The 13,288-nt window shown below is 70.9% G+C and carries 11 protein-coding genes; 6 read left to right on the forward strand and 5 right to left on the reverse strand.

Annotation, left to right across the window (positions count from 1 at the left end; translation table 11 throughout):
* The first annotated feature begins 159 nt into the window (after nt 1-159).
* Nucleotides 160-1,044, forward strand: coding sequence for a methylenetetrahydrofolate reductase [NAD(P)H] (metF, locus tag VGH85_01530; protein ID HEY2172470.1), 885 nt, complete (start codon nt 160-162; stop codon nt 1,042-1,044).
* On the opposite strand, the gene VGH85_01535 is transcribed toward metF, so the two are convergent.
* From VGH85_01535 to VGH85_01555, 5 genes are all read right to left on the reverse strand, one after another.
* On the reverse strand, nt 1,022-2,620 hold the full coding sequence (locus tag VGH85_01535) for an NAD(P)/FAD-dependent oxidoreductase (protein HEY2172471.1): 1,599 nt from the start codon (nt 2,618-2,620) through the stop codon (nt 1,022-1,024). The two genes, metF and VGH85_01535, sit on opposite strands and share 23 nt — an antisense overlap.
* On the reverse strand, nt 2,613-3,173 hold the full coding sequence (locus VGH85_01540) for a GNAT family N-acetyltransferase (GenBank protein HEY2172472.1): 561 nt from the start codon (nt 3,171-3,173) through the stop codon (nt 2,613-2,615). Before VGH85_01540 ends, VGH85_01535 begins: the two co-directional genes overlap by 8 nt.
* A 3-nt stretch (nt 3,174-3,176) precedes the next feature.
* Entirely contained in the window at nt 3,177-3,674 is a 498-nt protein-coding gene (locus VGH85_01545; GenBank protein ID HEY2172473.1) for a YbaK/EbsC family protein, read from the reverse strand.
* 43 nt (nt 3,675-3,717) lie between these two features.
* A complete protein-coding gene (locus tag VGH85_01550) occupies nt 3,718-4,422 on the reverse strand; it encodes a phosphoadenylyl-sulfate reductase (protein ID HEY2172474.1) in 705 nt (234 codons plus the stop codon).
* Between the two features lie 169 nt (nt 4,423-4,591).
* Nucleotides 4,592-6,235 (reverse strand): nitrite/sulfite reductase, encoded by a 1,644-nt coding sequence (locus VGH85_01555; protein HEY2172475.1) that lies wholly within the window; start codon nt 6,233-6,235, stop codon nt 4,592-4,594.
* A 499-nt stretch (nt 6,236-6,734) separates the two neighbouring features.
* Between VGH85_01555 and cobA the strand changes: the two genes are divergently transcribed.
* From cobA to VGH85_01580, 5 genes are all read left to right on the forward strand, one after another.
* Nucleotides 6,735-7,931, forward strand: coding sequence for a uroporphyrinogen-III C-methyltransferase (gene cobA, locus VGH85_01560; GenBank protein ID HEY2172476.1), 1,197 nt, complete (start codon nt 6,735-6,737; stop codon nt 7,929-7,931).
* Nucleotides 7,928-8,734, forward strand: coding sequence for a CbiX/SirB N-terminal domain-containing protein (locus VGH85_01565; GenBank protein HEY2172477.1), 807 nt, complete (start codon nt 7,928-7,930; stop codon nt 8,732-8,734). The genes cobA and VGH85_01565 overlap by 4 nt, the downstream gene beginning before the upstream one ends.
* Nucleotides 8,735-9,193: 459 nt before the next feature.
* Entirely contained in the window at nt 9,194-9,616 is a 423-nt protein-coding gene (locus VGH85_01570; protein HEY2172478.1) for an SAV_6107 family HEPN domain-containing protein, read from the forward strand.
* Between the two features lie 132 nt (nt 9,617-9,748).
* Nucleotides 9,749-11,839, forward strand: a complete 2,091-nt coding sequence (gene ligA, locus VGH85_01575) for an NAD-dependent DNA ligase LigA (protein HEY2172479.1) — start codon at nt 9,749-9,751, stop codon at nt 11,837-11,839.
* Nucleotides 11,840-12,027: 188 nt separating this feature from the next.
* Entirely contained in the window at nt 12,028-13,284 is a 1,257-nt protein-coding gene (locus VGH85_01580) for an Ig-like domain-containing protein (protein ID HEY2172480.1), read from the forward strand.
* The last annotated feature ends 4 nt before the right edge of the window (nt 13,285-13,288 follow it).

Genomic DNA, 13,288 nt, shown 5'->3' on the forward strand with positions numbered 1-13,288 from the left:
GCCCCCCGACCAAAACGCACTCCGAGTGCGTTTTGGGGGCTCTCACCGGCGTGTCGCGGACCAAAACGCACTCGGAGTGCGTTTTGGTCGCCGCTCCGCCCGGCCACCAAAGGCACTAGTCGTGCGTTCGGGACGACGCCCGCCCACTACTCTGGGCCTATGAACCGGACCGTCCGCGACCGTCTGGCCACGGGCCGGCCGACGTTCTCCTTCGAATTCTTCCCGCCAAAGACGCCGGACGGCGAACGCGCCCTGTGGCGGGCGATCCGCCAACTCGAGCCGTTGCACCCGTCGTTCGTGTCCGTCACCTACGGCGCCGGCGGCACCACCCGCGCCGGCACCGTGCGCATGACCGAGCGGATCGCCACTGACACCACGCTGCTCCCGCTCGCCCACCTCACCGCCGTCAACCACTCCATCGCCGAGCTGCGCCAGGTCATCGGGCAGTACGCCGACGCCGGCGTACGCAACGTGCTGGCACTGCGCGGCGATCCGCCGGGGGATCCGCGGGCCGAATGGGTCAAGACGCCCGAAGGTCTCGAATACGCGGAGGAACTCGTCCGGCTGGTCAAGGCGCACGGTGACTTCTGCGTCGGAGTCGCCGCCCACCCGCAGGGGCATCCGCGGTCGACCAACCTCGACGTCGACGCCCGCCAGTTCGTCGCCAAGTGCCGGGCCGGCGCCGACTTCGCGATCACCCAGATGTTCTTCTACGTCGAGGACTACCTGCGGCTGCGCGACCGGGTCGCCGCGCGCGGCTGCGACATCCCGATCATCCCGGAGATCATGCCGGTCACGAACATTCGGCAGATCGAGCGGTTCGCGGTCCTGTCCGGAGAGAGTTTTCCCGCCGATCTCGCCACGCGGCTGCAGGCCGTCGCCGACGATCCCGCCGCGGTGCGCGAGATCGGTATCGCGGCCGCGAGTGAACTCTGCGACAAGCTGCTCGCGGCGGGCGCGCCGGGGCTGCACTTCCTGACCCTCAACCGGTCCACGTCGACCCGCGAGGTGTGGGGCAACCTCAACCTCGACGCGCGGGTCTGACCCGGCCCGGCCACCACGACCGGCGCGGGTTCCGGTCGGCGAGGACGACGCTGGCCGCAGTGCGCCCGCTCGCGCCGAAGACGCCGCCTCCCGGATGCGTCGATGCGCCGGTGAGATAGAGATTGCGTACGCCGGGGACGCGGTGCCGGGCGAGCTCGGGTAGCGGTCGCAGCCCGAACATCGACTCCACCGTCATGTCGACGTGCATCACGTTGGCCCGCGGCAGTGCGAGCTCACGTTCGATCTCCGCCGGCGACTGCACGTGCACGTGTTCAACGGTGCCTGCGAACCCCGGCGCGGCCCGATCGACCTCGGCGACCAGCCGGTCGGCCTCCGCTCGGGCGATGTCGCTCCAACGGCCACCGTCGGCCAGGGCGTAGGGGTGCCACTGGCCCCACACCGAGACGTTGTGCCGCCCGGGCGGTGCGATGGTGTCGTCGAACGCGGAAAAGGTCATCGCCAATGCCGCCGGACGCGCCGGCGGGCGGCCGGCCAGGAAGTCGCCGTAGGCCGCGCGTAGCGCACCACGATCCGGCGCGAGCAACTGCAGCGCGCGGTACGCCGAGTCGTCCTTCGCCGCCGGGTAGCGCGGCAGGTCGGTCGTGCCGAGGCGGACCACCATGCCGATGCCCGAGCCGAGTTTGATCTGGCCGATCCGGTGCTGCAGCGCCGCCGGGAGCGCGTCACCGAGCAGGCCGAGTGTCTCGGTCACATGACAGCCGCCGACGACGGCATCCGCGCGCAGCACGTCGCCTGATGCCGTCCGCACGCCCCGGACCGCGCCGTCCTGCACGAGGATCGCCGCCGCACCGTCGCCGAGTCGCAGCGATCCGCCATCAGCGGCAAGGCGGGCGGCGAGCGCCTCGCTGAGTCGGCCGCTGCCGCCTCGCGGGTGTCCGGGAGCGCGCTTGTGCAGGAGCGCCAGCCAACCGACCAGGTCGGCGGTTCCGGTTTCGTGCGTCGGCGGGCCGGACTGCGATCCCATCCACGCCAACGCCGTCTTCAGCCGCTCATCGGTGAAGTGCGCGTCGAGCAGCGCATCCGCGCTGCCGAGGAACTGCCGCACCACCTCGCTGTTCGTGGCGTCGGCACCACGGCCGGCCCGCCACAGTGCGCGGCCGATCCGCGCGGGCGCCGGTTCGCCCGCGAATGCCGCGAACACATGCTCGTTACGCCGCCCCCAGTCGGTGACGAAACGGTGGTAGGCCTCCGCGTCGGCCGCCCCGCACACCGCGGCGATCGACGCGCAGGTGCGGTCGAGGTCGACCCAGAAGGTGATCGCGACCTGTTCGCCGGCCGGTGTCCAGAACGGCGCGAAACCCCACGGGTCGAGGTCGTCGTAGACCAGGCCGTACGACGCAAGGTCGAGCTCTTCCACGATGCCGGTGTGCCGGATCATCACGTGCGCGCTGGAGCCCCGATCGACGCGGTATCCGGGAAAACGCTCCACGGTCGAGACGGCGCCGCCGACGACGGTGTCGCGTTCCACCACCTCGACCTCGAGGCCGGCCCGGGCGAGATAGCAGGCGGTGACTAGGCCGTTGTGCCCGGCGCCGATGACGACGACATCAGGCATGCGCGGCGAACGGGAGGTCGGCGCCGAGGATCGCGAACGGGCGACGGTCTCCGGGGAAGAAGTGGTCGCGCAGCACGTCGACGAAGCCGAGCGACCGGTAGAGCTGCCAGGCCCTGGTGCGGCCCTCCGGCGTGGAGAGCAAGACGCGGCGTTCGGGGATCCCGTCGACCAGACGGGTGAGCAGCTCGCGGCCGACCCCGTTGCCCTGCCACACCGGGAGGACGTGCAGCTCGCACAGCTCGAAGCAGTCGACGAACCAGCGCGCCGCGATGTCGCGGTCGAGCGCGCCGTTGACCTGGTCGTGCCACCACTGCCCGGTCTGGCTGGTGTATCCGTAGCCGAACCCGGCCAGAACGTCGCCGGCGATCGCGGCGGTGCAGCGGAACCCGGACCGGCTGGTGTGCGCCGCGGTGAAGCCGGCCCGGGACCGCCCGGTCTCGGCGGGGTAGCCCATCGCGGTCGTGTAGACGGCCATCGCTTCGTCGAGCCGCCGACGCAGGTCCGCCGCACCCCACCGGACGATCGTGACCGGCTCCTGTTCCGACGACTCCATCGGTCAGTCGCCGACTTCGGCCGGTGTGCCGCCGGTGATGCGGACCAGCTCGTCATAGCTCGTGGGGAACACCGTGTGCGGCGTACCGGCGGCCGCCCACACGGTCGGATACTGCTGCAACGCCGTGTCGATGAGGGTGCGGACCGGCGCCGGGTGCCCCACCGGGGCCACGCCGCCGATGGCCTGGCCGGTGGCGGCGCGCACGAAATCGGGTGTGGCGCGCCGGATCCGGGCCACCTCGAGGAGGCGGGCGACCCGGTCGGTGTCGACCCGGTGGGCGCCGCTGGTCAGGACCAGCAAGGGCGCGCCGTCGGCGTCGAAGACCAGACTGTTGGCGATGGCACCTACCTCGATGCCGAGTTGCGCGGCGGCCGACGCCGCTGTCGTGGCCTGATCCGGCAGGGTGCGGAAGTTGGTGTCGGCGCCTGCGGCGGCGAGCGCCTCAACGACCCGTCGGGTGTTGGCATGCACCGGACGCGGGGACACCGGGTTGTTCGCCATGTGTCCCATCCTGTCGCGCCCGTCTCCGCCGTGCGGCGGCAGGTCAGACGTGCAGCCCGCACTCCACCTTGTCGCGGCCGGCCCAACGACCGGCCCGGGCGTCTTCGCCGGGCTTGACGGCGCGGGTGCACGGTGCGCAGCCGACCGAGGTGTAGCCGGCGTCGATCAGCGGATTGATCAGCACGCCGTGCTCTGTGGCGTAGGCGTCGACGTCGTCCTGTGTCCAAGTCGCGAGCGGGTTGATCTTCACCATGCTGCGCTTCGCGTCCCACGCCACGACCGGAGTGTCAGCGCGGCTCGGCGACTCGTCGCGTCGTACGCCGGAACCCCAGGCGTGGTAGGAGGACAGCGCGGCCTCCAACGGCCGCACCTTGCGCATCGCGCAGCACTGGTCGGGGTTGCGCTCATACAGCCGTGGGCCGTATTCGGCGTCCTGCTCGGCGACGGTCTGGGACGGCTTCACCGACAGGACGGTCACCGGCATCGTCGACGCCACGGCGTCGCGGGTGCCGATCGTCTCGGCGAAGTGGTAGCCGGTGTCGAGGAAGACGACGTGGATCCCGGGGCGGGCGCGCGACGCGAGGTGGGAGAGCACGGCATCGGCCATCGAGGAGGTGATGCACAGACGGTCGCCGAATTCGTCGGAGGCCCAGCGCAGCACGTCGAGGGGATGTGCGTCTTCCAACTCCGGCCCCGCCGCCTCTACCAGCGACACGAGCCGTGCGTGCTCATAGTCGGGAGCACTCACGATGCCTCCTTAGTCGTCAAACCCAGGAACCGTAGCCGCCAGGCCCGACGGCATGCCGCGCACCGCCAGACTCCGGCCTCATCGCCACTCTCTTCGTCGCGACTGGGTCGGATGTCTTCCTCTCCGCAGTATGGACAGTAAAACGGCGGAGCGTGGGAAACCCGGCTCGTCACGCCAGCCACTCCTCATCCGCGCGGGCGACGTAATCGGCGAACGATTCGTCACCTTTGCAGCGTTCTTGATAGCCCCTCAGCACTCGCTCGACGTAATCCGCGGTATCGCTGGCGGCGACCCGCAGTCCCCGGAACTTCCGACCGAGTGTCGGATCCGCCCCGAGTTGTCCGCCCAGGTGTATCTGGAAACCATCGACGTCCTCGCCGTTATTCCCTCGCATCACCATTCCCTTGAGGCCGATGTCGGCGACCTGGAAACGGGCGCAGGAGTTCGGGCAGCCGTTGACGTTGATGGTCACCGGCGTGTCGAAGTCCGGCATCCGGCGTTCGAGCTCGTCGACCAGCCAGCTGGCGCGGCCCTTCGTCTCCACGAGCGCCAGCTTGCAGAACTCGATGCCCGTGCAGGCGATCGTGCCGCGCCGGAACGCACTCGGCCGGACGGCGAGCCCCTCACCCTCCAGAGCGGTGACGAGTGCCTCGACCTGCTCCTCGGCTACGTCGAGAACCACCAGCTGCTGCTGCGCGGTGGTGTTCACCCGGCCGCCGCCGTACTCGTGTGCGAGGTCGGCGATACGGGAGAGCTGCGTGCCGTTGGTGCGGCCGGACCGCAGCGCGAAACCCACGGAGAAGCGCCCGTCGGACTGACGCTGCACGCCGAGGTGGTCGCGCGGGCCGGTCGGAGCCGCGGGTGGTGGGCCGTCCTGGAGCGGGGAGTCGAGGTAGTCCGACTCGAGGATCTCGCGGAACTTCTCCGGGCCCCAGTCGGCCATGAGGAACTTCAGCCGGGCCCGGTTGCGCGACTTGCGGTAGCCGTAGTCGCGGAAGACGGCGGTCACGCCTCGCCAGGTCTCCACCAGCCGCTCGACCGGCACGAACGCTCCCAGCCGGACACCGAACCGCGGATTGGTCGACAGCCCGCCACCGACCCACAGGTCGTAGCCGGCAACGCCGTCCGGACCGGTCACGCCGACGAAGGCGACGTCGTTGATCTCGTGGTTGGTGCAGTGCCGGCCGCAACCGGAGACCGAGGTCTTGTACTTGCGCGGCAGGTTGGAGTATTCGGGGTCGCCGACGACCAGGTCGGCCAGCTCGGCGAGCTGCCCGGAAGGGTCGAGGAGCTCGTCCTCGGCCACCCCGGCGAGCGGACAGCCGAGCATCACCCGGGGCGTGTCACCGCACGCCTCGGTGGTGGACAGCCCGACCGCCTCGAGCCGCCGCCAGATCTCGGGCACGTCCTCGATCCGGATCCAGTGCAGCTGCACGTTCTGCCGGTCTGTGACGTCGGCCACGTCGCGGCCGTACTCCTTGGCGATTCCGGCCACGGTGGACAGCTGCCGGGACGAGAGCCGGCCCCCGTCGATGCGGATCCGCAGCATGAAGAATTCGTCTTCGAGCTCGTGCGGCTCGAGTACGGCGGTCCGGCGACCGGGGATCCCGGCGGCCCGCTGGGTGTAGAGGCCGTACCAGCGGAATCGCTGGCTGAGGTCGGCGGGATCGATGCTGCCGAAGCCGTTCTTCGAGTAGACGTCGATGATCCGCTGCCTCACGGCGAGGCCGTCGTCGTCCCGCTTCACTCGTTCGCTGGCGTTGAGCGGCTCGCGGTGGCCCAGCGCCCACTGGCCCTGTGCTGTCGTTGGCATCGGTTACCTCGCGGTTGTGACGCTCCTGCGCGGCGCTGCGTCAGTACGCCTGCTGGTCAGGGTCTGCGGTGTCAGATGGACACCGGACAGGCGGCGCTGATCGCGTGCTGCAGATCGACATGCAGCCTCGCGACGAGAGGTACACCGCGGTCCGTCACGCCGACTAGGATCGCACATGATCACTCGGTTCGCACACCCTGTCTGTCGACCGATGTTGCCGACCTGTGCGATCCTGTGCTGCATGTCTGCGACCGCGGTGCTCGTCGCTCGCCTGCATGTCGATCTGCAGCGGGTCGCCAGCGCGGTCTGTCCGTCCGACTGAATCGGGTCGGCGCCTCTCCCGTCGCACCATCTCGCCTCGTCTGCAGGCGCCGGACCCGGGTACGTCGCCCCTCACGACTCGACGCCACGAGGACCGACCAGCAGACCAGGAGAGCCTCATGACCATCATCCCGACGCCGGCGGAGACCGTCGCAGGCGGCCCGATCGGCGGTGCCCGGTGAGCGTGGGCTACCCGGTCGTCCTCGACCTGACCGGCCGCCGGGTCGTCGTCGTCGGGGCCGGGCCGGTCGCCGAGCGGCGGGTCGCCGGGCTGCGCGACGCGGGCGCCGACGTACACGTCGTGGCACCCGTCGTCACGGGTCACTTCGACGCCGACGTCACCGTGCACCGGCGCTCCTACGTCGACGGTGACCTCGACGGGGCGTGGATGGCGCACGCCTGCACCGACGATCCCGCCGTCAACGCCGAGGTCGCCGCCGCGGCCGAGCAGCGGCAGATTCCCTGCGTGCGGGCCGACGCCGCGCCGGACGGGACCGCCCGCACACCGGCCGTCGCCCGCTCCGGCGAGGTGGTCGTCGCCGTGTCCTCCGACGACCCGGTCCGCTCCGTCCGTATCCGCAACCGGATCTCGACCCTGCTCGACCGCTCCGAGCTGCCCGTCCGCCGGTCCCGTCGGGAGGGTGCCGGCCGGGTCACGCTCGTCGGGGGAGGACCCGGCGACCCCGGTCTGATCACGGTCGAGGGGCGCGCGCTGGTGGCCGACGCCGACGTGCTGGTCGTCGACCGGCTGGCGCCCCGCGGCCTGCTCGACACGGTCGACGACGACGTCGAGGTGATCGACGTAGGCAAGGCGCCCTACCGACACGGGGCGACCCAGCAGGAGATCAACGAGCTGCTGGTCGACCGGGCCGGGCGCGGTCTGCACGTGGTGCGGCTCAAGGGCGGCGACCCGTTCGTGCTCGGCCGGGGCGGCGAGGAGGTCGCCGCGTGCACCGAGGCGGGCGTGCCGGTGCACGTCGTCCCCGGGGTCACGTCGGCTCTCGCCGGTCCGGCGATGGCCGGTATCCCGCTGACCCACCGCGGGATCGCCGCCGACTTCGCCGTCGTGTCGGCGCATCTGGATCCCACCCACACCGGATCGACGGTCGACTGGGCGGCGCTGGCGTCCGGCCCGGCGACCCTGGTGCTGCTGATGGCGATGGAGCGGCTCGAGTCGGTGTGCCAGACCCTGATCGGGCACGGCCGGTCGGCCGACACCCCGGCCGCGGTGGTCCAAGAGGCGACGACGCCCGCCCAGCGCACGCTCACGTCGACGCTCGGCTCGCTGGCCGCCGACGTACGCCAGGCCGGAATGGGGTCGCCGGCCGTGGTGGTCGTCGGTGAGGTGGTCCGGCTGGCCCGGACGGTCGGATGACCGATCCGGTGCTGCTCGCGGTCGCCCACGGATCTCGGGACGAGCGGGCGGCACCGGCGCTGGACCGGCTGATCGAACGGGTCCGCGCGGGCGCGCCGGAGGTCGACGTACGGCTGTCCTACGTCGACCACACGTCGCCGTCGGTCACCCGCGCCCTGGAGGACCTGTCGACGCGGCCGACGGTGGTGGTCCCGTTGCTGCTCACCGCGGCGTCCCACACGAAGGGCGACGTGGCCGCGGCGGTGCGGGCCGCCCGGCGGCCGGACCGGCACCTGCACCAGGCCCGGCCGCTGGCGCCCCATCCCGGCCTGCTCGCCGCCCTGGACCGGCGCCTCGACGAGGCCGGCGTGGACCGGCGTACGGCGGTGGTGCTGGCGGCGGTGGGCTCGGCCGATCCGGACGCCAACGCCGACGTCGTCGCCGACGCCCGTCGGCTGTGGGAGTGGCGCCGCGCTTCGGCCCCGGTCGAGGCGGGGTTTGCCTCGGCGACCACGCCGACGGTCGCCGAGGCCGTCGACCGGCTCCGGCGGCTCGGCTACGACGAGGTCGCCGTCGCGGCGTACGCCCTCGCCCCCGGGAGACTGCTCGACAAGGCCACCGCCGGCCTCGACGTGGCCACGGTCACCGAGGAGCTCGCCGACACCCCGGAGGCCGCGGAAGTGGTACTCGAGCGCTACCGGGAGGCCATCGCGGGCGACATCCGGATGGGCTGCGACACCTGCCTCTACCGGGTCGGGTGGCCGGGCCGCGAGGACCGCCAAGGCGCCCCCCAGCGGGTCCACCCGCACCCAGACGACGCCTGACCTCGCCGCTCCCAGCGCGCCCCCCATTCCGCTTGAACGGCACGTTCAAGCGCTCTATCCGCCTCAACGTGACGTTGACGCGGAATGGAGGGCGTGCGTCGGCGTACGCGGCAGGTTGGGCCGACATCGTGCGTGCTACTCGCCGATCTGCCCCGGGGATGCGAGTACGGCGCACGATGTCGACGGGCTGACGGAGCCGCGGCCCAGCATTCGGCTTGAACGTGACGTTCAAGCCCCCTAGCGGCATCAACGTCACGTTGATGCTGAACGTTTGGGCACCCCCATTCCGCTTGAACGGCACGTTCAAGCGCTCTATCCGCCTCAACGTGACGTTGACGCGGAATCAAGCGCCGCCTGGGGCGCCGCCGAACGCTGGGGACGACGGTTGCGCGGGTGGTTCGGGGAGCGCTAATCTTCGAACACATGTTCGAACACCGCGTCCCCGGGGAGGGTGCCGAGATGAGTCCGACCCGCCTGCGACCGCCGCCGTCACGGTCGTCGGTCACCATGCTGGATCTTGCGCAGACCTGCCTCGTTGAGGCAGCGGCCGCACAGCGCCCGGCCGAGCGCTATGTCGCCGCCCACCTCGCCGCCCTGCGGGGAGCCGCGGCGGTGCTCGCCTCGCGCGCCCATGCCGGTGCCGGCCGCCCGCGGCGACCGGTGAGTGCGTGGGCGCTGCTCGGCGCGCTTGCCCCGGAGCTGACGGAATGGGCCGCCTTCTTCGCCGCCGGGGCGGCGACGCGTCAGGCGGCCGAGGCGGGTGCGACCGGGGTAGTCACGCAACGGGACGCCGACGATCTGCTGCGTGACGCCGAGACGTTCCTGGCGGTCGTCGCCGCGACCATCGAGCCCGCGCCGTGGCGCGGCATACCGGTGGGGTGAGGGTCAATGTCCGTCGCCATCGCGCCGCCGGATGTCGGTGCGGCTCGCTACTCTGCGCCAAGAGGCCGGTGGCAGCCGCGAGGCGCGCACCGAGGACGTAAGGAGAGGCCGGTCGTGACCGAGGTCGAAGGGGTGGTCGCCGCCGAGGGCGAGCCGCCGGCGGAGGTGCGGGAGCGGCACGCCGTGATCTCCCGCGAGCTCGACGACCACGCCTACCGCTACTACGTGCTCGACGCCCCGACGGTGAGCGACGCCGAATACGACCTCCTCTTGCGCGAGCTCGAGCAGATCGAGGAGCACCACCCGTCCCTGCGGACCCCGAGTTCGCCCACCCAGCGGGTGGCCGGCACCTACTCGACCCTCTTCACCCCGGTCACCCACCTCGAGCGGCTGCTCAGTCTCGACAACGCCTTCTCCGACGAGGAGCTCGACGCCTGGGCGGCCCGGGTGGAGCGGGAGACCAGCGCCAGCACGACCTATCTCTGTGAGCTGAAGGTCGACGGGCTGGCGGTCGACCTGGTCTATGAGAAGGGCCGACTCGTGCGAGCGGCCACCCGGGGCGACGGCCGCACCGGCGAAGACGTCACTCCCAATATCCGCACCATCGACGACGTGCCGACCGAGTTGACCGGCGACCGCGACCACCCGATTCCGGAGCTGCTCGAGGTGCGCGGCGAGGTCTACTTCCCGACCGAGCGGTTCGCCGATCTCAACGCCGCCCTCGTGGAGTCCGGAAAGGCGCCGTTCGCCAACGCGCGCAACGCCGCCGCCGGGTCACTGCGGCAGAAGGACCCTCGGGTGACCGCGACCCGCCCGCTGCGGATGGTGCTGCACGGCGTCGGAGCGCACCGTGGGGTCGAGCCGGTGCGGCAGTCGGAGTGGTACGACCTGATGCGCGCCTGGGGGCTCCCGGTGAGCGACCACTATCGCGTGGTCGACACCCTCGACCAGGTGCGGGAGCGCATCGCCTACTTCGGCGAGCACCGGCACTCGGTGGAGCACGAGATCGACGGGATCGTCGTGAAGGTCGACGAGATCGCGGTGCAACGTCAGCTCGGCTCGACCTCGCGCGCACCCCGGTGGGCGATCGCCTTCAAATACCCTCCCGAGGAGGTCACCACCAAGCTGCTCGACATCCAGGTCAACGTCGGCCGCACCGGGCGGGTGACCCCGTTCGGCCGGATGGATCCGGTGAAGGTCGCCGGGTCGACGGTGGAGCTCGCCACGCTGCACAACGCCGACGAGGTACGCCGCAAGGGAGTGCTGATCGGCGACACCGTCGTGCTGCGCAAGGCCGGCGACGTGATCCCGGAGATCGTCGGCCCGGTGGTCGACCTGCGCAACGGTTCCGAGCGCGAATTCGTGATGCCGACGCAGTGCCCGGAGTGCGGTACGACGCTGCGCCGCGAGCGGGAGAGCGACGTCGACATCCGCTGCCCCAATGCGCGGTCGTGCCCCGCGCAGCTGCGGGAGCGGGTGTTTCACCTGGCCGGGCGGGGCGCGTTCGACATCGAGGTGCTCGGCTACGAAGCCGCGGTCGCGCTGCTCGAATCCGGTCTGCTGCAGGACGAGGGCGACGTCTTCCAGCTCACCGCCGACCGGCTCGCCGAGGCCGACTTCTTCACCCGCAAGGACGGCGGCCTGTCCGCCAACGCCCTGAAGCTGCTGGACAACCTCGAGCAGGCGAAGCACCGCCCGCTCTGGCGCGTCATCGTCGGGCTGTCGATCCGCCACGTCGGTCCGACGGCCGCGCAGGCTCTGGCGCGCGAGCTCCGCTCGGTCGATCGGATCGCCGAGGCGTCGGTCGAGGAGTTGGCCGCCGTCGAGGGAGTGGGGCCGACGATCGGGCAGGCGGTGGTCGACTGGTTCGCGGTCGACTGGCATCGCGATGTCGTCCAGAAATGGCGTTCGGCCGGCGTGGAGCTCACCGAGACGGGCGGCGAGGAGGGTCCTCGACCGCTCGAGGGGATCACGATCGTCGTCACCGGAAGCCTCGTCGACCACAGCCGCGACTCGGCGACCGAGGCGGTGCAGTCGCGTGGCGGGAAGGTGACCGGATCGGTGTCGAAGAAGACCGACTTCGTCGTCGCCGGTGAGAGCCCCGGCTCGAAATACGACAAGGCGCTCACGCTGAAGGTCCCGATCCTGGACGACGCCGGCTTCGCCGTACTGCTCGAGCAAGGGCCGGATGCCGCGCGCGAGGCCGCCCACGTCGAGTCCTGAGCGTGGTCGTGCGGTAACTCCGGGCACGGCCGAAAGGTAGATCTGCGCGCCCAGGTATCGTCGGGGACGAGTCGGGTATAGGTCACAGACGGCATCGTCGTAGCCACGGCTCAGCGTGCGAGACATGGTTCTCGTGGGCGGGGGCCCCGTCACCTTCGGGGTCGACGATCAGAGCAGGGAGTAGCTGTATGAGACGAGCGTTCCGGACGAAACGACGCGCGTTGGTGACCGGTGCGGCAGTAGCCGCGGCCGCCGCCCTCGCTCTCGCCGGATGCTCCAGCGGCTCGTCCGGCAACAAAGCTTCCGGTTCCCAGAAGAGCTCCGGGAACCAGTCGCAGAACAAGCCGGCCGACCACAAGGCCTCCGCGTCTCCGACGCCCTCCCCGAAGCCGGCCGCGGACGTGAGCATCAGCCCGCAGAACGCCCCGATGAACCCGACCGACCCCATCGTGGTGAAGGTCGACAAGGGCACGCTCAAGTCCGTCGTGGTCACCAGCCCCCAGGGCAAGCAGGTCAGCGGCGCCTACGGCGCGGACAAGACCACGTGGTCGACCAACGAGCCGCTCGGTTACGCCAAGGCCTATGCGGTCAGCGCCGACGCCGTCGCGAAGACCGGCGGCGCCGTGCACCGGACCGGGACGGTGCACACCCTCTCGCCGCAGGCGCAGGCCTATCCGTCGTTCATCCCGCCGCCGAGTGAGACCGACGTCGGGGTCGGCCAGCCGATCGTCGTCCGGTTCGACCACCCCATCGCCGACAAGGCAGCGACCCAGAAGCGGCTCCAGGTCACGTCCACACCGGCGCAAGCCGGGGCGTGGTACTGGATCTCCAACACCGAGGTCCACTATCGCCCGGAGAAGTACTGGCAGCCCGGGACGACGATCAAAATGCACGCCGCCATCTACGGCGTCGATCTCGGCGACGGCGTCTACGGCCAAACCGACCGCGATCTGACGCTGCGCGTGCACGACTCGTGGGTCGCGAAGGCCAACGGCGCGACCAAGCGGATGTGGGTCTTCCACAACGGCAAGCTCGTGCGGAACATGGCGATCAGCCTGGGCACCACGCACACGCCGACCCACACCGGTATCCACGTGATCTCCGAGAAGTCTCAGAAGGTGATCATGGACTCGGCGACGTACGGCGTGAAGAAGGGCCAGCCCGGCTACTACCGGGAATCGGTCTTCTGGGACGAGCGGATCTCCAACGACGGCGAGTTCGTGCACGCCGCGCCGTGGTCGACGGGCCAGCAGGGAGCCTCCAACGTCTCCCACGGCTGCGTGAACCTCTCGGTGCCCAACGCCCAGTGGTTCTACGCGCACTTCGGACCCGGCGACGTGGTCGAGGTCTCCAACTCCGGCGGTCCGCAACTGCCGGTCTACGACACCTACGGCGACTGGTCGGTGCCGTGGTCGACCTGGTCGGCCGGCAACACCAACAGCTGACGCC

The sequence above is a fragment of the Mycobacteriales bacterium genome, from assembly GCA_036497565.1.
In the GTDB taxonomy this organism is placed as follows: domain Bacteria; phylum Actinomycetota; class Actinomycetes; order Mycobacteriales; family QHCD01; genus DASXJE01.